The organism is Mycobacterium gallinarum, assembly GCF_010726765.1.
GTDB classification, from domain to species: domain Bacteria; phylum Actinomycetota; class Actinomycetes; order Mycobacteriales; family Mycobacteriaceae; genus Mycobacterium; species Mycobacterium gallinarum.
On sequence record NZ_AP022601.1, the window covers coordinates 5,298,249 to 5,319,906 of the forward strand.

Here is a 21,658-nt window from a genome sequence, read left to right on the forward strand (position 1 = left end):
GCTGCGCGGCGGTGTCAAATTGTTATCAACAGCGTGCCGCCTTGCTGCGCGGAGTCCGCGCCGACAGCCGTGATACTGGGGGAGATGGCCACCACGACCAACAGCCGACCGATGCCGGGTCCCAGAGACACCCGCTCGAAACAGAATCGCCCCCGCCGATCTCTGGTCGTGCTCGTCGCCGTCCTGGCGGCCGTCGGTATCGTCGGGGGCGGCATCGTCATCGGCCGCAACATCTCGGCGGAGCCGAAGTCGTCGCAGAGCAGCAGTGCGCCGCCACCCCTTACCCAGGCGCCGTCGTCGCCCGCGACAGCCGGCATTCCGCCGCCCGTCGACGGCGGGCCCTTCGCCACCGAGTTCGCCTCTCTCGCGGCCCAACTCAATGCCAGCGTGGGCATTGTCGTCCGACCGGTGGGCGCGGGACCGGCGCCGGTGACGGCAGGCGAATGGAGCACCGGGACGGCATGGTCAACCATCAAGGTGCCGCTGGCCATCGCGGGCCTGCGGGAGACCGACCAGGTCACCGAGGCGATGCGGGCCGCGATCACCCAATCGGATAACGATGCGGCCGAATCGATCTGGGCGAGCCTGGGTGATCCGCCCGAGGCGGCCAAGAAGGTGGAAGCGGTGCTCGCCGACGCCGGCGCACCGACCGCCGTCGAATCCCGAAAGGTCAGGCCGGAGTTCACCGCATTCGGGCAGACGACGTGGTCGCTCGCCGATCAGGCTACCTTTCTGTCGTCAGCAGCGTGCGATTCCCGTGACCAGCCGATCATGGCTTTGATGGGGCAGATCGAATCCGACCAGCGCTGGGGCCTCGGCATGCTCCCGGGCGCGAAATTCAAAGGTGGCTGGGGTCCTTCGCCGGAGGGCAACTACCTCGTCCGCCAGTTCGGCGTCATTCCCGTGCGGGACGGGTCGGCGGTCGTCGCGGTGGCCGTCGAACCGAGGTCGGGCGCATTCGACGACGGGACAGCGGCTTTGACGCAGATTGCGATCTGGCTTGCCGACCATGCCGACCTGCTGCCCGCGGGCAACTGCCCTCAGTAGAGATAGACGACGGCGTCCCTGCCGCCGGTGCAGGTGATGTAGGCGTTGCCTGGACGCGCTTGGCACTCCATCACGAAATTTGCCCCGTCACAGCGGAATCCGTTGCCGGGAACACAATCGACGGCACCGGGCGCCGACACCTCCCGCAGGTCACGGCTGGCGTCACCGTACTTCTGCCAATACGAACGCAGAACGCTGTCGGTGAAGAAACACGAGGTGTCGGCCGAGCCCCGGCGTGCGTGCGTGCCGGGATCGTTGCGGCCGGGCAGCGCGTAGTCGCCGGTGCAGCTCGTCGGGTTGGCGCTGGTGTCCTTGCCGACCAGTGGCGGTGGCGGAGGCGAACCCACCGACAGCGGATTCGCGGTAGGCGTCGGGTCCGGGGATTTCGTATCGGTATCGGTGCCGGGCCGCTGGACAGGGGGATCCGAAGGATCGGGCTGCGCCGTGGGGACGGGCTTGGAATCGTCGTTGGTCAGCACGCCGATTGCGATCCCGATGCCGCCCAACACCAGCACCGCGACGCCCGCGATGGCGGCGGGCATCAACCACTTGCGTGACGCTGCCTTCGGAGGTGGGGAACTGGCGGCCGGTCGCGGCGCGCTGGGGGCGGGCGGTGGAGGGTACGACGGCGGCGGCGTGTTGTACGACGGCTGCGGTGGGGCGACGTTGGTCGGCCGGTGCATGGTCGGATCGCCGAAGCCCGGGGCCGTCCGCGGACGGTTCCAGGCCTGCTGTGTCGGCACCGGCATCGTGGGACCGGGATCCGGGGCGGGCCTGATCGCGGTGTCCGATTCGACGGCGCGCTGTGTCGCCCGGCCCAGCGCTCCGCAGCTTCCGTAGCGGTCGTCGGGTTCTTTGGCCATGCCGCGCGCGACGACGTCGTCGAATGCCGGTGACAGGGCCCGATTGGCCTGGCTGGGCTGTGGTGGCGGCATGAACAGGTGCGACGTCATGATCTGCTCGATGCTGTTCGACTGGAAGGGCGGTTCGCCGGTCAGGCATTCGAACAGCACGCAGGCGAGCGCGTACACGTCGACCGCGGGAGTGGCTTCGCGGTCGCGGAAACGTTCCGGAGCCATGTAGGTCCACGTGCCGATCTGCATGCCGGTGTTCGTCAAGCCGCTCTCGCCCTTGGCTTCGGCGATGCCGAAGTCGACCAGGTAGGGGAAGTCCGACGGTGTGACGATGACGTTCTGCGGTTTCACGTCGCGGTGAATCAGGCCGGCGGCGTGTGCGGCATCCAGGGCGGCGGCGACCCCTCCGATGATGAACGACGCCCGGGCGGGTTTCAGCGGTCCGGCGCTCAGTAGCTCCTGCAGGGTCTGGCCCTCGACGAGTCGCATGTCGATGTACGGGTGCCCGTCGATCTCACCCCAGTCATGGATCGGAATGACGTGCGGTTCTTGAAGAACGGCGGCCGCCCGCGACTCACGCTGGAAGCGGGTCCTGAACTTTTCGTCCTGCCAGAACTGTTCGGCGAGGATTTTCAGCGCGACGGTACGGCCCTTCTTCGTATCGTCGGCCCGGTACACCTCGCCCATGCCACCTCGTCCGAGCAGGCCGGTGAGCCGGTAGTGGCCGAACATCTGGCCGACGCGCGAGTTCGGAGAATCCACCTGGATCTCACCTCCTCCACCACGCAGTATCCGTCGCGCGCGGGATTCTTCGCATAATCTTCCTGCTGAAGTCCAGCGGAAGCGGCAAAGTTGGGCGGGAAGACTGCACTGACAGGGGTAACTGCAAGTGAACGACGTGGTGCGGGTGATGCGGCACGGCGCGGGCGCGACGGTGCGCAGGGGCTTCGCCCGCCTGGTGCCGGTCGTCGTCTGCGCGGCGCTGTTGACGGCGTGCACACCTACTGTGATCGACGGCCGGGCGACGTCCATGCTGTTCAACCCCGAGCGCGTCGGCGGCCTGCCGGTCAGCGAGGGGCCCAGCGGTCCGCGTCCGAATGCGCCTGCGCCCGAGGGCACCGTGGAGTACTCCGACGACGGCCCGATGGATCGACTGGCGCTGTTGGCGGTCAACGATATTCAGGACTTCTGGGCCGATAACTACGAGAAGTATCTGGCGGGTCAGTTCGAACCGGTGGACACCCTGGCGTCCTACGATTCGACGGATCCGAACAGTCCGGAGCTGTGTGGCTCGTCGATGTACGACAGCCCCAACGCCGCGTTCTGCTTCCGGCTCAACACGATGATCTGGGACCGCGGAGTGTTCCTGCCCGTCGCGCAGGAGTATTTCGGTGACATGGGCGTCGTCGGCGTGATCGCCCACGAGTACGGGCACGCGCTGCAATGGATGGCCGGGATCGCCGACATGGACACCCCCGGCCTGGTCAGAGAACAGCAAGCCGACTGCTTCGCCGGGGTGTACCTGCATTGGGTGGCCGCCGGAGATTCGCCGCGGTTCACGCTGAGCACCGGCGACGGTCTCAACCACGTGCTCGCCGGGGTCATCTACATCCGCGACCGCTTGGAAGGCGGACCGTCCGACGACCCACACGGCTCGGCACTCGACCGCGTCAGTGCTTTTCAGTTGGGTTTCACCGGTGGTGCGGACCAATGCGCGGCGATCGACATGGACGAGATCACCAAGCGTCAGGGTGATCTGCCCGAACACGTCACCTTCGACTCCGGCACCTCGCTGGACAGCCCGATCAACGACGACACCCTCGCGAAGCTGATGGCCGTGCTGGACACGACTTTTCAGCCGGCCGAGGCTCCGACATTGACCACCGACCGGTCCGAATGCACGGGTGCCACGATCACCGAACCGACCTCCTACTGCCCGGACTCCAACAAGATCTTCGTGGACATGCCCGCGCTGCAAGCGGCGGGAGCGACCAAGAACGAGGAGAGCGACGAGGTGTTGGTGCAAGGCGACAACTCCGCGTTGTCGATAGTGACGTCGCGCTATGCGCTCGCGATACAGAAGGAGCGTGGCGCGAAAATCGACACGCCCGTCGCGGCGCTGCGCACGGCCTGTCTGACCGGCGTGGCGCAGGGGCAGATGACCGAAGAGGACGGCGCCGACTTCATCCTGTCGCCGGGAGACACCGATGAGGCGGTGGCGGGGCTACTGGCCAACGGACTGGCCGCCAGCGATGTCAACGGGGTTCCGGCACCGGCGGGCTTCTCTCGGATTTTGGCCTATCGGTTGGGGCTTTCCAGCCGCATCGACGAGTGTTTCGAGCGGTTCACATGACGCGCCCACCCGACGGAGGCTCCGGACAGCCACCCGGACAACCGTGGTGGCAGCGCCCTGGCGGTGCTCCGCAGCCCGGCGGGCCGGCAACCCCACCGCCGCAGCGCCCCCAGTACCCGCCGCAGCGGCCCCAATACCCGGCGCCGCAGCGGCCTCAGTACCCGCCGCCTCCGCAGCAGCCGCCTCCGCACTACCCGCCGCAGCAGCAACCCGGTTGGCCGCCCGCGGCCCGTCCGACTCCACAGTGGACACCCGCGGAGACGCCGGCGCAGCAGTACGGCCAGCAGCCCGCTGCACCACAACCGCCGCCGGCGAAGCCTCGACAGTCGCGACTCCCGATGATCGCCGGCGCGGTCGCCGCGGTCATCGTCATCGGCGGCGCGGCATTGATCGGGGGACTTTGGATCTCCGGATTCCTCGGCGGCGGAACGGTTCTCGACGTCGGCGCTGCCGAAGCCGGTGTGACGGAGATTCTCAGCAATCCGATCAACGGCTACGGCGCGAACGACGTGTCGGCTGTGAAGTGCAACGGTGGCAAGAATCCGAAGGTCGAAGTCGGCGCGGGCTTCTCCTGCGACGTGACCATCAAGGGCGCGAAGCGCACGGTGCAGGTGGTCTTCCAGGACGACCTCGGCACCTACGAGGTCGACGGACCGCGCTAGACAGTCAGCGCAGACCCGATTCGATGGCCGCGACGTTTTCGGTCGCTTCGGGCCCGCAGAGCAACGGCAGGCCGACCGGGCCCGCGGCGAGGAGCCCGTCCACCCGGTTCTGGAGATCGCCTGAGGTCACATGTTCGTAGAGGCTTGCGCCGGGGCAGGTCGTCGTCGAGCTGAAGTCGCGGTGACCCGCCAGCGTGTCAGTCGAGATACCGAATTGCTGTGCGGCTGAGGCCAATACGAGTGCTGCTCCGTTGAGCTGATCCTCGCTGACCTGCTCGTTGTCGAAATCGCCCTCGCACACGACGAGGAAGTGGCCGGTCGGGTCGTAATTCGTCGCGGTGTCGCCCACGAGGTCTGGCCTTCGCAGCTGGTAGATGTTGCCGTTGCGGTCGACGCTGAAGTGGTAGGCGATGTCGATCCATCCGTGCGTGTCCTGGTGGTAGCGCTGGTGCTGACGGAGCCGGGCGGGAGCATCGGCGTTGTCACCCAGGGTCACTTCGGTGTGATGGATCGTCATGCGATTGAGCGTGTGTGTCCTGCCGCCGGGGCGAGCTGGAGCGGCACCCCAAGCGTCCCGGCACAAGATCTGATGCGCCACGGGCGCAGCGGACGTCACGACAGGCGTCGCGATCGGCGCGACGGCGGCTGCCAGTCCGGCGCCGCTCAGCCAGAGCAGCCGACGCCGGCTGATGACCTCGGGACGGCGCTCATGTTCTTCGGGCGGACGAATGTCCATGGCGCCCAGGATAAGCAGATGCCGGCCCGACACAGACCCTTACGGCAGAACGGTTCTCATCAGCATGACGTTGTATGCCGACCACAGCGACACGTTGTAGTACAGCTCGCGGCCGGTCGACCACGGATGCAGGAAGGGCGCGTAGATACCGCCGGGGAACTGCATCGACGGAACCAGCACCCGCTCTGGGCTCCACGGCCCCTGCGGTGCGGGCGCGGTCCTCATCACCATGTCGTTGGCACCGTTGCCGTATAGCACCAGGTACTGCCCCAGATGCTTGTTGAACTGCGCCGACATCTCGCTGACGGGTCCGGGGATCACCGGCGTCGCCGCCCCGGGGTTGCCCGGCACCCACGAGTTGGAGGCCGAACTCCAGTACTCGTACCTGCGAAGGTCGGGCACGCTCTGGGGCAGCACCCGTGACATGTACGCCGCACCACCGCGCCCAGCCGGGGTGCCGAACGAGTAGAGGTATGGATCACCGGGCCCCGGCGTGAGGAAGGCGCCCTGCTGGAAGTTCTCGTTGCCCGCGACGTACTGGACCCGGTCGGTGCTGTTCGGCGACGCCGGGCGCACGGAGTCCGGATAGACGCCCCAGTGCTCGCCGTTGTCCGGTGAGACCGCGATCGCCGAGAAGTTCGTCGTCCAGCGACCGTCGCTGTCCCAATTCTTGATCGACATGAAGTTCAGGTACTGCTTGCCGCCGACTGCGATACCCGCGGTCGGGATGATGCCCTTCTCGGTCGGTGAGAACTTGATGCTGTTGATGATCTGCTTCGAAAGTCCTTGAGACCAAAGGGGAGAACTCGATGCCGACACCGTCTTGGACAGCACGCCGTCCCGGCTGCGGAACAGGGCGTTGTACCGCCACTGCTGGCCGCGCACACCGCAGTACCCATAGGTGTCGCCGAAGGCCATCAGCACCTCACCGCCACCGTTATCCCACATGATGCCCAGGTCGGTGCCGGTGATGGCGAAGCGATTGACGGTGTCGTTCGGGCTTTCCGGTCCCGTCACCCAGCCGACGAGTGACGTGCCCGGTGGCGCCGGAGGCGGAGGAGGCGCCGGCGGCGCCACCGGGTTGGCATCGGGAACAGGCTGGGCGGCATCGGGCACCACCGCGGCTTGCTGTTCGTATCGGGAGGCCCCTTGGACCTGCCCCAGACTCGGCAGCGCGGCGCCCTCATTGGCACCGGTAGGCCGCTGGCCCCGGGGCCGACCGTCGCCCGGCAGGTCCGGGGTCTCGCCGGAGTTGGATGACGCGGGAGGCTGGATGGCTGCGGCCGCACCGCTGCAGGGCTGGGCGAATGCGGTCGGTGCCACGCCGATGGCCACGGTCAGAACGGTCGCCGATACCGCTGACAGCGATGCGATGAGATGACGCGGCGACATGTCACACCTTTCAGGGCACGACGTCGCGGTGACGTCATAAGCGGCTTCATGTGACGATAGTGACCAGTGGGATTTTTGTGACTATTGCTACCCGGATGGATACCTTTCCGTGACCGTGTCGCAATCGATGTCCTGCGCAACCCTGGTGTTTCGTTCAGAAGTGTTGCTGCTCAGGAGAAGTCGGCGATGCTTTCCCGCCCATCTGCGCCCGCAATTGAGCCGAACGCCAAAAGGATTACCGCACAGGCGAATACGCCTTCGCCCCTGGGCGTGCTAGGCTTTAGACGGGTGTCTGTCGACATCCGTTACACAATGAGAGAAGTAGAAAAGTATGACGCAGGGAACTGTGAAGTGGTTCAACAGCGATAAGGGCTTCGGCTTTATTGCTCCGGATGGCGGAGCGGACGACGTTTTCGTCCACTTCAGCGAAATCCAGGGAAATGGATACAAGTCGCTCGAGGAGAACCAGCGTGTTGAGTTCACCGTCGAGCAGGGGACCAAGGGTCCCCAGGCAGTCGGTGTGTCCGCCGTATAACCTGATCTTGGTCGTGTGGGCTGGTGGGTACATACCCGCCAGCCCACACCGCTTTCTACGGACTTTGCAGTCGAGCGTGAAGGCGAATCACCGATTTGATCGATGATCGGGTAAATTGGATGTCAGGCCTTTCGCCTCAGCATTCTCCTGATGTCGCTCTCGCGATCAGCCTGCGGACGTATCTCCGTTCGCCCACTTCGTATGTATGGGCTCTTACCCGTATGTTTTAAGGACGTGTTCTATGGAATCGTCAGATCTGTTTTCACACCCCCACCAGCCACACGTCGCCGACAAGCGCGCGAGCTCCACGGAGCCCACTCCGATGCCCACCTTCTCGGACAGCGACCAGAAGAAGTCATCTTCCGCTAAGCCCTTGCCGTGAACGGCCTGTCGGGGACGCGCCGGTTGGCCCGCCCCGTTCGCCTTCTGCTCGCTCCCCAATTGGGCTCCGACATCGACGGGGCGTGGTGGCCGCACACCGCCTCGGTTGGCGCGGAGCTTCCTGAACTGATCGGACTCCTGCATGCGCCGCTGGGGGAAATCGTCGACATCGCCATCAACTGGTCGCCCACCGAGGGCCCGGTCGATTTCGACTCGATCATCAGCGGTGCCAGGACGGTTGACAGCCCGGGTCCCCGGCGTCCTCGCCTGATGAAGGTCGAGGGACGCGGTACCTGCGCGAATCTACTTGTGGTGCCGTATATGACATCCGCGAATCTCGGCGCGATGGTCATGCGCTGCGCAGCGGGTCTGCCCGCCGTGCACGCGGATCGCGGGAGTCAACTGTGGGAGACCGCGCGCACCGTGATGAGTGTCGCGCGGGCCGAGAGTGCGATCTGGGCTGGTCGGCTGCGTAGCCCTCAGTCCTCCAAAGCCCGCCCCACGAGCAATGGGTCCGGTTCGCCGACGACTTCGTCGTCCTTGTCGTCGTAGTCGAACTTCGCGACGAGAATCTCCTGATTGGCTGCTGACGAGCATGTCTTCGAACATCCTTGCCTGCCTTGAGAATCCGGCATGCTCCTCGGGGGTGCAGAACCCCATCACCTTCTCGACACCGGCGCGGTTTGTACCACGACCGGGTCATCGTCGTCCTCGTCGTTGACCGTGTAGCCGTGCGCGCTTGTCCAGAGTGCCTCTAGATCGATCTCGGGCACGGGTTTCACCGCTAGGGCAGTTGCCGCTAATGTTGGATTCAGGTGCGTGCAAAAAGTCGCTGCGCCGACGCATATTCGGTCGTACATTGGGGAAATCTCGACCAGGTCAGCTAGCGCAGTGAAGGAACTTTGGTGACCCATGGCGAGTAGGACCACCGGCGACGGACTTCCCGATGTCGTCGTCACAGCGCTGGCGTCGAGCAATGCCTTGGCGACCAACGCCGAAGAGACCTGGCAGCAGTTGCTGGAGGGGCAGAGCGGAATTCGCCGACTCGAGAAGCCATTCGTCGATGAATACAACTTTCCCGTCCGCATCGGAGGTGAACTCCGAGAGGAGTTCGACCAGTACCTCGACCGGGTCGAGCTCCGTCGACTGTCGTATATGCAGAAGATGTCGCGGGTGCTCGGCCGACGCCTGTGGGAGACCGCTGGATCCCCCGAAGTCGACACCCGTCGCCTCCTCGTTTCGATCGGCCTTGCGCTCGCCAGTACCGAGGCGATGATCAGGCTCTACGACGACTTCAAGGAACGTGGCGTCCGCGCGGCCAATCCGTTGGCTGTGCAGATGCACATGCCTAACGCGCCGGCCGCCTCGGTCGGCCTGGACTTCAAGGCCAGGGCGGGCATCACGTCGCCGGTGCTGGCAGACGCCTCGGGCGCGGCCGCCATCGCGGAAGCCTGGCAGGGCATCATCCTGGGCGAGGCCGATATCGCCATCTGCGGCGGCGTCGAGAACTGCATCGAAGCCGTGCCGGTCGCGGCATTCAACAACCTCGGGTGGTTGTCGACCAATGACGACGACCCGGCGGGTGCGTGCCGCCCGTTCGACACCGACCGCGATGGCATGGTGCTCGGCGAGGGCGCTGCGCTGATGCTCATCGAAACCGAAGAACACGCCAAGGCGCGAGGCGCTCCGATTCTCGCTCGACTTATGGGCGCGGCCATCACGTCAGACGGCTACGACGTCGTGGACGCCGACCCGACCGGTGAGCGGGCGGGCGACGCGATCAGCCGGGCGATTCAACTGGCCGGCCTCACGGCGACCGACATCGACCACGTCAACGCACACGCGACCGGCACCAAACTCGGCGACCTTGCCGAGGCCCACGCGATCCGGCGCGCGCTGGGCGACCATTCGGCGGCGGTATATGCGCCCAAGGCGGCGCTGGGTCATTCGTTGGGCGCCGCAGGCGCCGTGGAGGCGGTGCTGACGGTGCAGGCGCTGCGCGACGGCATCATTCCGGCGACCCGCAACCTGAAGTCCCTCGATCCCGAGATCGACCTCGACGTGGTGGCGGACCGGCCCCGGCCCGGCGACTATCGGTACGCGGTGTCGAATTCCTTCGGGCTGGGCGGCAACAATGTCGTGCTGGCCTTCGGCGCGCCCTGACGGCGGTCAGTCCATTGCCAAGCGACTAACCGCGGTCACCCCTTGATCAGGGTGAATTGGCCGAGTTCGCTGATGCCGCGCTCGAAGAAGTCCGCGCACCCGGTCAGGTATTTCATGTAGCGCTCGTAGACCTCTTCGGACGTGGCGGCGACGGCCTCGTCGTGTGCGGCTTCGAGATTGTCGGCCCACGTTCGCAGGGTGCGTACGTAGTGCGGATTCAGGGTCTCGAAGTGGTGCATCGAGAAACCGGCCTTGCCGGAAAGCCCGATGATGTCCTCGTCGCACGGGATGGAACCACCGGGGAAGATCTCCTTGGCGATGAACCGCATGAACTTCAGGTCCGACATGACGATGGGAATGCCGAGGTCGGGCCAGCGCTTGAGCGGATGGCCCATGATCGTCTGCAGTACCAGTCGGCCACCCTCGGGAAGGATGCGGTAGCACGTCTCGAAGAAGGCGGCGTAGCGCTCCTTGGGGAAGGCCTCGAACGCCTCGATGCTGACGATGCGATCGACGGGTTCGTCGAACTCCTCCCAGCCGTGTAGCTCGACGCGGGTGCTGCGATCGGTGTCGAGGGTCTCGAAGAGCTGCCCGCAGTAGCGGTACTGGTTCTTGCTCAGGGTCAGGCCGACGACGTTGACGTCGTAGCGCTCGACGGCGCGTTGCATGACCGAACCCCAGCCGCAGCCGACATCGAGCAACGTCATGCCCGGCTGTAGATCCAGCTTGCCAAGTGCCAGATCGATTTTGGCTAACTGCGCTTCGCCGAGCGTCATGTCGTCACGCTCGAAGAACGCGCAACTGTACGTTCGCGAAGAATCTTGGAAGAGACCGAAGAACTCGTCCGAAAGGTCGTAATGGGCCTGAATCTCTTCGAAGTGAGGCCGCATATCGGTTGGTCCGGACTCGATGTCAGTCATTGTCGATGACCCTACTAAATAGACTCAGTTGATTCCGAAACGAATCAAGCCTTCTCGCAAGTGAACTGACACACATCGGTGTAGCCGTTGCGGAAGAGGTCGGCGCAGCCGGTCAGGTACTTCATGAATCGCTCGTAGACCTCGTCGGACGTGATCGCGACAGCCTCGTCTTTATTGGCCTCGAGATTTGCCGCCCAGGTGTCGAGTGTGCGGACGTAATGCGGTTGCAGGTGTTGCTCGCGTGTCACGGTGTAGCCGGCGCCGACTGCGTGCTTTTTGACCATCGATCCCAGGGGCAGACGACCGCCGGGGTAGATCTCGTCCATGATGAACTTGATGAAGCGGACGTTCGACATGGTCAGCGGCAGCCCCTTGGCCTTGATCTCCTCGTCCTCGGGAATGATGATCGTGTGCAGCAGCATGACGCCGTCATCGGGTAGGCAGTTGAACGTCTTCTTGAAGTAGTCGTCGTACTTGTTGAAGCCGAAGTGCTCGAACGCCCCGATGGACACGATGCGGTCGACGGGCTCGTCGAAGTCCTCCCACGGCTGCAGGCGAACCTCCATGTTGCGCTTGCTCTTGGAGTTGGCGAACCAGTGGTCCTCGATGTGCTGTTTCTGGTTTTCCGACAGCGTCAGACCGATGACGTTGACGTCGTATTTGTCGACGGCCCGCATGATGGTCGAACCCCAGCCGCAGCCGATGTCGAGCAGCGTCATCCCGGGCTGAAGGCCCAACTTTCCCAATGAAAGATCGACCTTGGCCATCTGCGCTTCTTCGAGAGACATGTCGTCGCGCTCGAAATACGCGCAGCTATAGGTCTGGGTGGGGTCCTGCCACAGCTTGAAGAAGTCGTTCGAGATGTCGTAGTGGAACTGAACTTCCTTCTTGTCCGAACCACGGGTCTGGGCCGCCGACTCAGATAGCCACTTGGATTTCGGGTCAGGCGTACTCACCTGGGATTTTTCAGTTGAACTAGCCACCGCGGCTCCTGTCACAGATCTTGCACGGGTACCGACTCGAACGTCGACAAGGAGGTGTTCCCCATCACGGCCGACGTTATGCCTCTGAATTTGTGGAGTACTACGCGGGGGTGCGCCACCCGGCTGGTGTCATCGCAGGTGGGCGGACATCAGTTCGCAATGCACCTCGACCCTTTGTAGACTCGGCTACTGAAGCAAATCGCTTGTGCTGCTTTGTTTTCAGTGGCCCCAATGATGGTGCCACAATCTGCCCGCTGTGGGGAGCGGGTTAAGGAAGAGCGCGCTGCGGGAACTCGCTTGAACGTAGCGGATCGACCTGCAAACACGCTTACCGGAAGAACGGAAGGATTCATATGGGTTCCCCGAACGGCGGCACTCGCGTGGGTACGCAATTCGGCCCGTATGAGCTTCAAGCGCTGATCGGCGAAGGCGGCATGGGCGAGGTGTACCGCGCCTACGACACGGTCAGAGAACGCCTGGTGGCGATCAAGCTGCTGCGTACGGAGGTAGCCGCAGACCAGGGCTTTCAGCAGCGGTTTCGCCGCGAGTCCCGCGTCGCCGCGCGGCTGCAGGAACCGCATGTCATCCCGGTGCACGACTTCGGCGATATCGACGGCGTCCTCTACATCGACATGCGCCTCGTCGAGGGCGCCAGCCTGAAGGACGAGTTGCGGGTCAAGGGCGCGCTCCCGCCGACCCGCGCGGTGTCGATCATCAGCCAGGTTGCGGCTGCCCTGGACGCGGCGCACGGCAACGGTCTGGTGCACCGCGACATCAAGCCGGAGAACGTGTTGCTGACGTCCGACGACTTCGCCTATCTGGTCGACTTCGGCATTGCGCATGGCGGCGGTGAGGCGAACGTGACGAGCACCGGGCTGGTCATCGGGTCGTGTGCCTACATGGCGGCGGAGCGGTTCAGCGGAGGCCGCGGTGGGCCCGCCGCGGACGTCTACTCGCTGACCTGCCTGCTCTACGAGTGTCTGACCGGCCGCGCCCCGTTCGAGGCGGGAGATGTGCGGCAGATGATGGGTGCGCACATGTTCTCGCCGCCCCCGCGGCCGAGCATCATGCGCAGGGGGATCAACCGCGCGTTCGACGACGTCGTCGCGAAGGGCATGGCGAAGCAGCCGAACGACAGGTATCCGACTGCCGGTGAGCTGGCAAAAGCGGCTGCCGCGGCGATGACGGATTCGACGCCGGCGCCATCACCGATGCCACCCGCGCCGAGCAATACCAGGCAGTTCTCGGCGCTCGACCCGAACCCGGCGCGGACGGGCTACCAGCGGCCGCACGGTCCGGTGCCGCCACCCGTCCCGTCGGCCAAGAAGTCGCGGTTCAGCCCGACGCAGGTGGCGCTGCTGGCAGCGACGATCGCGATGTTCACAGTGGCGGTGGTGCTCGCGACGGTGCTGGTTTTCGGCGACCGCGACGGCGGGTCGGCACCGCAGACCAAGCTCGCGCTGCCGACACCCTCGACGACGACGGTCACGACCACGCCGACGGACGAGGAGTCGCCGTCGACCACCACTCCCACCACGACGTCGCCGTCGGCCAGATCCGAACCCATTTCGGGGGTGTCGGGCACAGACGCGCAGGGGTTCGTCGGCCGTACGGCGCGCTGTGATGCGGGCAGCACGCCTGCTGCGGCGATCAGAACGTCGAATTCCATTGCGGTCGTGTGTGAGTCGGCGCCGGGCACCTATTACTACCGTGGTGAGCGGCTGCGCGACGGTGCCAATCTGCAACTGTCCAACGCGGTTCCGTCGGGCGGCGGATTCACTGCGGTCAACCCCGCCGACGGCGCCCGCTACGAGGTGCAGCCCGACATGCTGACCATTCTGAGCAGGGGCGGTGTGGATTCGGCGGAGCCGGCGCTGGAGTACGGCGCGGATCAGCGGTAATACTGCGATTTCGCTCCGAAATCGCAGGGATTATGGCCGCATCCGTGTCGTTTGATGGATAGGCTCACGTCGTCAGGGGTCACATCGCGGATCGGGGAACGACCATGGACAATCGCTCGTACGAACGCGCCAGCGCTGAGGCCCGCAAGCAGGAACAGCAGGAGAGTGCCCGCCGGCTGCGCGAGTTTCCGACGTTCGAGAAGTTTTCCGACGACGACCTGAAGAAACTCGTCGAGGCCGCCCATCGCACCTCGACATCTGGGCCGTGGCCGCTGATTCGCCAACACACTCCGTCGGACGCCTGCTACATCCTGCTCAGTGGCGAAGCGGGCGTGTATGTCGGTCACGAGCGCATCGCCCTCGTTGGGCCGGGCGAGATCATCGGCGAATCCGCGCTTCGCCGCGGCAAACTGCGCAACGCGACCGTGACGACGACCGGTAGGGCCGAGGTGTTGCACATCGAGCGTGACGACCTCGAACGCTTGCTCACCGAAATCCGCGCCCTGCGTGAAACGTTGGATGAAACCGTGGCGCGCCACGTACCTGCATCGGCCACCGCCGAACCGAGTTGATCTGTCGCGGTGAGCTACTCGTCGCCGGCAACCGAAGGACTGTGGGACAACAGCCGTCGCCAGTGAGCCTTGAATGACGGCGAACCCGCGCGGCGATGGAGGAGCCCACGCTGCGCAATCTGAACAGCTTCCTGGAGTCGGGCCGGCTCGTCACTCCCGTTCCGATGCCGGTCACAGCGTCGAAGTAACCCCCACAGCAACCGCGTCGCGCGTTCGTGCGAAGGTTTGCGGATGGCGCGAAACGGCGATAGCGGCACCATGTGGGGTGTGGCGCCATGCCGCTAGCCGAAGGCGACGTTTTCGCAGGGTACACCGTCGTGCGCCAACTGGGCGCGGGCGGCATGGGCGAGGTGTATCTGGTCCAGCACCCGAGGCTGCCCCGATACGACGCTCTGAAGATCTTGCCGGTCGAGCTGACCACCGACCGCGAATACCTCGAGCGCTTCAACCGCGAGGCCGACCTGGTTGCGCGTCTGTGGCACCCGAACATCGTCGGAGTGCACGACCGCGGCGAGTACAACGGTCAATTCTGGATCACGATGGACTTCGTCGAGGGCACCGACGCCGCGCGGCTGCTCGCCGAGCACCAGGGCGGCGGGCTACCGCCCGCGGACGTCGTGCGGATCGTGTCGGGCGTCGCCGACGCGCTGGATTACGCGCACCAGCAGCACCTGCTCCATCGAGACGTCAAGCCGTCGAATATCCTTCTGGCCCAGTCGAACTCCACCTTCAGTCGCGCGCTGCTCGCGGACTTCGGCATCGCACGCTCGAACGCGGATACCTCCGATCTGACGGCCACCAACATGACCGTCGGCACCGTGGCCTACGCGGCGCCTGAACAGCTGATGGGCCACGCGCTCGACGGCCGGGCCGACCAGTACGCACTTGCCGCGACCGCCTTCCACCTTCTCACCGGCCAACAGCTGTTCCAGCACGACAACCCGGCGGTGGTGATCAGCAATCACCTCACGGCCAGCCCGCCGTCGATCGGCGACCGCATCCCCGAACTATCCGGATTGGGCCCCGCGTTCCAGCGCGCGCTGGCCAAGGCGCCCAGCGACCGCTTCGACTCGTGCAGCGACTTCGCCGAGGCGATGGCTCACGGCCTGTCTGAGGTGGCACAGCAGATCGGAGCCACCGATCAGACGATTTCGGCCCCCGCGTCGGGGCGGCAGAACAAGCACATCAAGAACGGCGGGTCGAGCAGGTTGCGGCTCGGACTGCTGGCAGCGGGTGTGGCCGCGGTGCTCGGCGGCGCGGCGATCGCGGTTGGGGTGACCATCGCGAATCGGGATGAGCCGGCGCCCCAACGTCCACCGGCCAGCGCTGAAGCGTCGGCTCCGACGAGCGCCCCGGTCGTGCCGGTGGTGCGCATCGGTGCGGACTGCGATCCGCTGGGCTCGGCGGGTGTCGCTACGACCGGCCAGCAGGCGTACTGCTCGCGACTGCCGTCAACCGGTGACCATCTATGGTCGATTTACCAAGGCCCGGTACCGAATCCGACCGCCACGCCGGCTCCGACCGACGAGGTGTACCCGCCGGGGATCGAGGAACAGGTGCGGGTGTGTGTGGGTGAAACGGGCAAGACCCGGATCGAGTGCCGCAGGGACATCCGCGACGGCAACCTCACCGGGCCGGCGTAGGCGGCGCCTCGCGAGTCAGAAGCTGTTGCAGGTGGCTGCGACGCCCAACAGCAGGCCGACGTACTGTGCGGCGCCCGGCATCGTCTGCAGCCGCGAGAGCATTTGCTGGCGCTCGGTGGGACCCGAGACGAGGTACTGCTGGAGAATGGCGACGGTCGAGGGTGAGGCGGTCAACTGGCCCGCAGCGGCTGGGTTCTGAGCCGAGAGCGCCCCGACCACCTGCGGATACGTGCAGGTGGTGTTGAGGAGCGGGGCCAAATCCTGTGCAGACGCCGTTCCGGCGCCGGCGGCCATCGACAGCAGCAAACCGCCCGAGGCGACGAGAGTCTTTGCTTTCAAGCGCATACGTCGACGCTAGCACGCATCAGCCCTGCTCACCATGTCTCTTTTCGATCGAGGACGCCTATTCCCCTTGTGGCAGAACGTCTCTGAGTAAACACTAAGAGAGCGGAATCGGGCGGTCAGAACATCATCTGGCGCAGCGAACGTTCCGTCAGCGCCTCGGTTTCCTCGTCGATGCCGACATGGGCGAGATCGCTGCCGATTGTGAGCATCGAAATGCCGTGCAGCAGCGACCAAATAGGGCCTGCGGTCGCGCGCGGATCGCCGGCGGCCAGCAGGCCGGCCTGCTGGCACCGCACGATTGTGTCGAGTAGATCGTCGAAGGCACGTATCCCGGCGGCGATCACCTCGGGGCTCTCCGTCTTATCGAGTTCGGCACCAAACATCACCTGGTAGTAGTCGGGATGGGTGACGGCCCACCGCACGTACTCCCTGCCCATCGCGAGTGCTTGCTCGGCGAGGTCGTCGTTGGCGGCGATCGTGGCATCCAACACCTCGTGCAGTTGGAGGAACCCCTGCGTGGCCACCGCGGCCAGCAGCTGTGCCTTGTCGGCGAAGTGTCGATAGGGCGCGGCAGCGCTGACGCCCGCGCGCCGGGCGACCTCGCGCAGCGTGAAGCCCTTCGGGCCCTTCTCCTGAACCAACTGCAACGCCGCATCGGTCAGTGCGCGCTTGAGATCTCCGTGGTGGTAGGCGCCCCGCTTGGCGTGCGGGGACTTGTCGGGATGGGGAATTTCCACTGGACGTGGCATGTTTACAACGCTAACATTCGCAAATGTGAATAGCGTTCACATTCGACGAAAGGGGCAGAACGTGACCGCCGCTCAGGAAGCCTCGCGGATGGTCGCCGAGGTGCGCGACGATCCCGGGGCGCGCATTCGGTTGGCCGGCGACACGTATGCGCTTCGCGGTTCGCGGCGGCCCTTCCGCGCGTACCGGCGCGCGGTGGTGGCCTTCATGCGGTGGCAGCAGACGCGGGGTGTCCTCAATGCATTGGACGCCGCGGCGCCGGGCAGCCCGTGGTGGCGTGCGGTCAACGAGGATCTGCTGCGCGACGCCCTCGAGGCGAAGCTTCTGGTCGAGCGTGAGGATGTCGTGGCGTCGCGACCGACGGTTCAGCACTGGGTGGACTTCTTCCGCGCGCCGTCGGCACGGTCCTGGTACCTGGCCCACAACGCGAGCGTCGTGGCCGGTTATCTTGCGCACGCGGAGCTGGCCGAGCGGGAGGGCCTGGCCGAGCGGTTCTTCATGAATGTGGTTCTGGTGCGGGTGCTGTACGCGCATGCTCTGGTGTTCGACGCGAACCTCGCGCTGGGTCGGTTCGCGCCCTTGGCGACGCTCGTCGGCCATCCGCGGGCGCGCGGACCGCAGGCGCTGCTGTCGATGAAAGATGTGCTGCCCGTGAGCTATCCGATCAAGGACGTGACGATCGAAGAGATCATCGACAGCGAGAACAGAGTGTTTCGGATGGTCGACGTCGGGGTGATCGCGCCGCGGGCCGAGGCACTGTATGCGATGTCGGCGCGCGCGCTGGGTGAGCCTCGTCTGCGATGGCTGGTCGACGACGGCGGACCCGCGTACGCGTGGCCGGCCGAGCACCGGCATGTGTGGCGGCCCGCCCGCACACCGTGGCTGCACCGAGTGGTGGACGCTGTGACCCGCCCGCGTAGGGCGCCCCTCCGGGGTCAAGGTGCTGTCGTGCCAACCTCAGAGCGACTGTGTCGCTCAACTACTACTGCCGATACCAACGTCAGCGACTCTGTCGCTCCGAGCTTGGCACGATCCCACATACCCCCAAGGCCCGTGCGTTGAGTCCCGCCTCGAGTCGCGTGCGGCCGTTCCCCCGCGCGCCTGACTTTCGAGATCTAGGGTGCGGCCATGAAGGCAACGGTTCGGGTCGCGTCACTGGCGATGTGCCTGGGCTTGGTCATCGGCGCCTGCTCGTCGTCGGAGTCGACGACGGCATCGGAGACGGCCACGACGTCGACGGCGGCCAACCCGGCGCTCAAACCCATCGATCCCGCGGCGTTCCAAGCCGCCGTCGAGAAGGCGGCCAAGGACCTTTACGTGCCGGGCGCGATGGTGGTTCTGCGGACCCCGCAGGGGGAATATCGAGCAGCGGTCGGTACGACCGAGCTCGGCGCGCAGCGGCCGCCTGCCGGGGGTACGCATTTCCGGATCGCGTCGAACACCAAGACGCTGACCGCTGCGCTCATCGTGCTGCTCGCGCAGGACGGCAAGCTGAATTTCACTGATCCTGTGTCGAACTACTTGCCTGACGTTCCCGACGGTGACAAGACCACGATCGCCGATCTGCTGAAGATGCGCAGCGGCCTCTACAACTACACCGAAGCACCCGAACTCGCCGAATCCCTCGACTCCAATCCGGTGAAAGCCTGGACGCCGCAAGAGGCGTTGGCGATCGCGTTCGCCCAGCCCCGGGAGTTCGCTCCGGGCGCGGAGTACATGTACGACAACACCAACTACGTGGTGCTGGGCGTCATCGCCGAGAAGGTCGGCGGGCGTCCGCTTGCCGAACAGTTCAAGCAACGCCTGTTCGGCCCGGTCGGCATCAGCCAGACATCGCTTCCGGCGATCGACGACACGTCGATTCCGGCGCCGTACTCACACGGTTACATGTACGGCGAGAGCAAGTACGCGCTGGCCGACATCCCGTACCCGTCGGAGATGCAAGCCGAAATGCGTTCCGGTGCACTCAAACCGATCGACTACACGTATCAGAACCCGTCATACGCCACCGCGGCGGGCGGAGCCATCTCGACAGCCGACGACCTGGCTAAGTGGATCAAGGCGCTGGTATCGGGCAAGGTGTTCGACTCCGACTATCAGCAGCAGTGGTTGGACAGCCTACAAATCGAGGATGCGGATTCACCCGGCGGGCAGATGTACGGATATGGAATCTCGTATCAGCGTTACAGTCCGACCGCGCAGATGTACTACCACGGCGGCGAGCTGCCGGGCTTCAACTCGTTCATGGGTCATGATCCGGAAAACGATGTGACGCTGGTTATTTGGACGAACCTCACGTTGTCACCCGACGGCGCCACGACCGCCAACGCGTTGCTGCCGAAGGTTCTCAACGAGGTCTATACCGGGATGAATTACTAGGCCAGCACGTCTTCGACGAGGTTATCCGTCGTCCATTCCCGCGGCGGTAGAACATCTCTGAGCAGGTCAGGAAGCGGCAGTAGGCCGCCTGCGCTCCGGGCGGACACTGACAGGCTGCAGCGCCTCCATGACCTGCGTCAGCCGCGGGTAGACGATGGCAGGGCCCAGCCATCGAGAGATGAAGCGGCGCAGGACATAACCGTCACGCGCGGGTTCGCCGGGGTCGACGAGTATCGAGTGGAACGTACGCAGCCCCAACTCGGCGAGCTCGTCGAGCGCCGCCTCGTCGTAACCGTGCTTCTCCCAGTCGACGTCGCAGCGGTGCAGCATCGAGCGGCTGAAGGCCTTGGAGGTGTCGGACGTGAGCGAGACTGCCGCGCCGCTCTTGTTGCCGTTCCTGAGCAGATTGGCGAAGTGCGCATCTTCGGCCAGTCTCTCGACGGCGAAGGCGATGCCTTCGACCATCGCCGCGGCGGGCTCGGTCAAGCCCCTGGTGTGTTCGGCAAGTTGGTCGAGAAAGCCGTCGGCCGTGCGCATTCCGCTCGCCAGCAGCAGCTCTTCGGTACCCGGAAAATAGCGGTAGACCGTCTGCCGGGTGACACCGAGCGTGCGCGCGACGTCGGCGATCCGCACCGCGGATCCGCGTTCGGCGATGATCGTGTCGGCCACGTCGAGGATGCGGTCGATCGCCTCCTCGTCGGACGCCGGGGGGTTGCCCGACCAGCCGCGATTAGGCACTGCTGAACTCGATCGGCAGCGTCGTCGGTCCGCTCAATTCCATCATCGGCTTCCATGGTGCCGGACCGGTGCGCGAGGGGTTGGTCATCCGGCGGGTCACGATCTTGAGGGCCTCGGCGAGCTCCAGGCGGGCCAGGTTCGCGCCGAGGCAATAGTGGATACCGCCGCCGAAGGTCAGTACCGCGGGCGCGCCTGAACGGGTTAGGTCGAAGCGGTCAGGGTCGTCGTAGACCGCCGGATCCCGGTTGGCCGCCAACGTATTGACGATCACCATCGTTCCGGCGGGGAACAGATGTCCCGCGAAATCCGTGTCTTCGGTGACGGTGCGCAGGGTGCCGGATCCGATCGGCGAATGGCGAATCGTCTCTTCGACCGCGTTGGCCGCCAGTTCAGGGTTCTCCGCGAGCAGCGCCCACTGGTCGGGATGGTCGACAAGCGCATCGATGGACCCGGCTAGTTGATTGCGGGTGGTGTCGGTGCCCGCCAGCAGGAGCCCACCCGCCAGCATGCGCAGTTCGGCGGCGTTGAGGCGATCACCTTCGTCCTCCGCGCGGATCAGGGCGGAGAGCAGATCGTCGGTCGGGGTGTGGCGCCGACGCGCGACCATCTCGTCGACGTAATCGTCGAGTTCACCCCACGCTCGCATGACGAACGCCTCGTCGACACCGTCGGGATTGAAAGTGAACGCAGTGAATATCTCGTCGGCCCAACGTGAGAACAGCTGCCAGTCCTCGCGGGGTGCGCCAAGTAGGGCGCAGATGATCGGCACTGGATACGGCCGGGCAATATCCGTGACGACGTCGCAACGTCCCTGGGCGGCAACGTGATCGATGAGGTCGTTGATCACCTCGACGATGGTGTTGTGCATGCGCGCGCTGGCGCGGGGGGTGAACGCCTTGGAGACCAGGCTGCGCAGTCGGCGGTGCGGTTCGCCGTCGAGGCCGAGCAGGCTATTGACGATCTTGTCCCACAGGGGCCCCGACGTGATGCCTTGCACCATGAGGTTCATTCCGGGAGGGATCGTGAAGCGCGGGTCGCGCAGCATCGTCCGCGCCAACTCGTGGGAAATGATCTCGGGCCCGAATGGTCCGATGGCGATCGGGGCCTGTGCCTGTGCTTGGCGAATCCGCGGATAGACGTCTGCGGGCGTGTCCTTGACGTCATAGTCCAGCGTCGGGAGTCCGGCGTCGAAGACATTGGGGCAGAGCACGTCGACAGTCATTGGCTACCCGCTCGGGATGAGACGACAGAATTCACAGAATGTATGACTAGGACCGATGGAAGTCAACGATATCGATAGAAAGCAG

At 65.2% G+C, this 21,658-nt stretch carries 20 protein-coding genes and 1 pseudogene; 11 read left to right on the plus strand and 10 right to left on the minus strand.

Going from position 1 to position 21,658, the window contains the following annotated elements:
- Positions 1 to 84: 84 nt before the first annotated feature.
- Positions 85 to 1,047 carry a serine hydrolase gene (locus G6N42_RS26165; RefSeq protein WP_174262170.1) on the plus strand — a complete coding sequence of 321 codons (963 nt, stop codon included), beginning with the start codon at positions 85 to 87 and terminating at the stop codon, positions 1,045 to 1,047.
- On the opposite strand, the gene G6N42_RS26170 is transcribed toward G6N42_RS26165, so the two are convergent.
- A complete protein-coding gene (locus G6N42_RS26170; protein WP_232076704.1) occupies positions 1,041 to 2,633 on the minus strand; it encodes a serine/threonine protein kinase in 1,593 nt (530 codons plus the stop codon). The genes G6N42_RS26165 and G6N42_RS26170 overlap by 7 nt on opposite strands.
- A 178-nt stretch (positions 2,634 to 2,811) precedes the next feature.
- Between G6N42_RS26170 and G6N42_RS26175 the strand changes: the two genes are divergently transcribed.
- Together G6N42_RS26175 and G6N42_RS31330 are read left to right on the plus strand one after the other, a co-directional pair.
- Positions 2,812 to 4,254 (plus strand): neutral zinc metallopeptidase, encoded by a 1,443-nt coding sequence (locus tag G6N42_RS26175; RefSeq protein WP_434059630.1) that lies wholly within the window; start codon positions 2,812 to 2,814, stop codon positions 4,252 to 4,254.
- Positions 4,251 to 4,916 carry a DUF4333 domain-containing protein gene (locus G6N42_RS31330; protein WP_232076334.1) on the plus strand — a complete coding sequence of 222 codons (666 nt, stop codon included), beginning with the start codon at positions 4,251 to 4,253 and terminating at the stop codon, positions 4,914 to 4,916. Before G6N42_RS26175 ends, G6N42_RS31330 begins: the two co-directional genes overlap by 4 nt.
- A 4-nt stretch (positions 4,917 to 4,920) precedes the next feature.
- On the opposite strand, the gene G6N42_RS26185 is transcribed toward G6N42_RS31330, so the two are convergent.
- Both G6N42_RS26185 and G6N42_RS26190 read right to left on the minus strand, forming a co-directional pair.
- The gene (locus tag G6N42_RS26185; protein WP_163734893.1) at positions 4,921 to 5,652 is read right to left on the minus strand and encodes an N-acetylmuramoyl-L-alanine amidase; all 732 of its coding nucleotides are present in this window, start codon (positions 5,650 to 5,652) and stop codon (positions 4,921 to 4,923) included.
- A gap of 39 nt (positions 5,653 to 5,691) precedes the next feature.
- On the minus strand, positions 5,692 to 7,044 hold the full coding sequence (locus tag G6N42_RS26190; RefSeq protein WP_163734895.1) for a glycoside hydrolase family 183 protein: 1,353 nt from the start codon (positions 7,042 to 7,044) through the stop codon (positions 5,692 to 5,694).
- 331 nt (positions 7,045 to 7,375) lie between these two features.
- Between G6N42_RS26190 and G6N42_RS26195 the strand changes: the two genes are divergently transcribed.
- Both G6N42_RS26195 and G6N42_RS26200 read left to right on the plus strand, forming a co-directional pair.
- Positions 7,376 to 7,579, plus strand: coding sequence for a cold-shock protein (locus G6N42_RS26195; RefSeq protein WP_083128005.1), 204 nt, complete (start codon positions 7,376 to 7,378; stop codon positions 7,577 to 7,579).
- Positions 7,580 to 7,957: 378 nt separating this feature from the next.
- Positions 7,958 to 8,512 carry a DUF5994 family protein gene (locus G6N42_RS26200; protein ID WP_163734898.1) on the plus strand — a complete coding sequence of 185 codons (555 nt, stop codon included), beginning with the start codon at positions 7,958 to 7,960 and terminating at the stop codon, positions 8,510 to 8,512.
- Positions 8,513 to 8,548: 36 nt separating this feature from the next.
- On the opposite strand, the pseudogene G6N42_RS26205 reads toward G6N42_RS26200, so the two are convergent.
- Positions 8,549 to 8,657 (minus strand): annotated as a pseudogene (locus G6N42_RS26205) (polyphosphate kinase 2); the annotation flags it as partial.
- A 215-nt stretch (positions 8,658 to 8,872) separates the two neighbouring features.
- Between G6N42_RS26205 and G6N42_RS26210 the strand changes: the two are divergent.
- Positions 8,873 to 10,123 (plus strand): KasA/KasB family beta-ketoacyl-ACP synthase, encoded by a 1,251-nt coding sequence (locus G6N42_RS26210; RefSeq protein ID WP_163734901.1) that lies wholly within the window; start codon positions 8,873 to 8,875, stop codon positions 10,121 to 10,123.
- A 35-nt stretch (positions 10,124 to 10,158) separates the two neighbouring features.
- On the opposite strand, the gene G6N42_RS26215 is transcribed toward G6N42_RS26210, so the two are convergent.
- A complete protein-coding gene (locus tag G6N42_RS26215; RefSeq protein WP_163734904.1) occupies positions 10,159 to 11,043 on the minus strand; it encodes a cyclopropane mycolic acid synthase family methyltransferase in 885 nt (294 codons plus the stop codon).
- Between the two features lie 44 nt (positions 11,044 to 11,087).
- Positions 11,088 to 11,999: a cyclopropane mycolic acid synthase family methyltransferase gene (locus G6N42_RS26220; RefSeq protein WP_410506732.1), complete on the minus strand. Its 912-nt coding sequence runs from the start codon at positions 11,997 to 11,999 to the stop codon at positions 11,088 to 11,090.
- 380 nt (positions 12,000 to 12,379) lie between these two features.
- On the opposite strand from G6N42_RS26220, the gene G6N42_RS26225 reads away from it, so the two are divergent.
- The 3 genes from G6N42_RS26225 (at position 12,380) to G6N42_RS26240 (ending at position 16,142) form a co-directional block, all read left to right on the plus strand.
- Positions 12,380 to 13,927, plus strand: a complete 1,548-nt coding sequence (locus tag G6N42_RS26225) for a serine/threonine-protein kinase (protein ID WP_163734910.1) — start codon at positions 12,380 to 12,382, stop codon at positions 13,925 to 13,927.
- 104 nt (positions 13,928 to 14,031) lie between these two features.
- On the plus strand, positions 14,032 to 14,499 hold the full coding sequence (locus G6N42_RS26230; RefSeq protein WP_163734912.1) for a cyclic nucleotide-binding domain-containing protein: 468 nt from the start codon (positions 14,032 to 14,034) through the stop codon (positions 14,497 to 14,499).
- A 275-nt stretch (positions 14,500 to 14,774) separates the two neighbouring features.
- Positions 14,775 to 16,142, plus strand: a complete 1,368-nt coding sequence (locus G6N42_RS26240; protein WP_163734917.1) for a serine/threonine-protein kinase — start codon at positions 14,775 to 14,777, stop codon at positions 16,140 to 16,142.
- Between the two features lie 15 nt (positions 16,143 to 16,157).
- Here the strand turns inward: G6N42_RS26240 and G6N42_RS26245 are convergent, their stop codons facing one another.
- On the minus strand, positions 16,158 to 16,487 hold the full coding sequence (locus tag G6N42_RS26245) for a hemophore-related protein (RefSeq protein WP_163734921.1): 330 nt from the start codon (positions 16,485 to 16,487) through the stop codon (positions 16,158 to 16,160).
- Between the two features lie 116 nt (positions 16,488 to 16,603).
- Entirely contained in the window at positions 16,604 to 17,236 is a 633-nt protein-coding gene (locus tag G6N42_RS26250) for a TetR/AcrR family transcriptional regulator (RefSeq protein ID WP_163734925.1), read from the minus strand.
- Positions 17,237 to 17,297: 61 nt separating this feature from the next.
- On the opposite strand from G6N42_RS26250, the gene G6N42_RS26255 reads away from it, so the two are divergent.
- Positions 17,298 to 18,296 carry a hypothetical protein gene (locus tag G6N42_RS26255; protein WP_232076336.1) on the plus strand — a complete coding sequence of 333 codons (999 nt, stop codon included), beginning with the start codon at positions 17,298 to 17,300 and terminating at the stop codon, positions 18,294 to 18,296.
- A gap of 66 nt (positions 18,297 to 18,362) precedes the next feature.
- Positions 18,363 to 19,613 carry a serine hydrolase domain-containing protein gene (locus tag G6N42_RS26260; protein WP_163734928.1) on the plus strand — a complete coding sequence of 417 codons (1,251 nt, stop codon included), beginning with the start codon at positions 18,363 to 18,365 and terminating at the stop codon, positions 19,611 to 19,613.
- 66 nt (positions 19,614 to 19,679) lie between these two features.
- On the opposite strand, the gene G6N42_RS26265 is transcribed toward G6N42_RS26260, so the two are convergent.
- Together G6N42_RS26265 and G6N42_RS26270 are read right to left on the minus strand one after the other, a co-directional pair.
- Positions 19,680 to 20,351: a TetR/AcrR family transcriptional regulator gene (locus G6N42_RS26265; protein WP_163734931.1), complete on the minus strand. Its 672-nt coding sequence runs from the start codon at positions 20,349 to 20,351 to the stop codon at positions 19,680 to 19,682.
- Positions 20,344 to 21,573, minus strand: coding sequence for a cytochrome P450 (locus G6N42_RS26270; protein WP_163734934.1), 1,230 nt, complete (start codon positions 21,571 to 21,573; stop codon positions 20,344 to 20,346). Before G6N42_RS26270 ends, G6N42_RS26265 begins: the two co-directional genes overlap by 8 nt.
- Between the last annotated feature and the right edge of the window lie 85 nt (positions 21,574 to 21,658).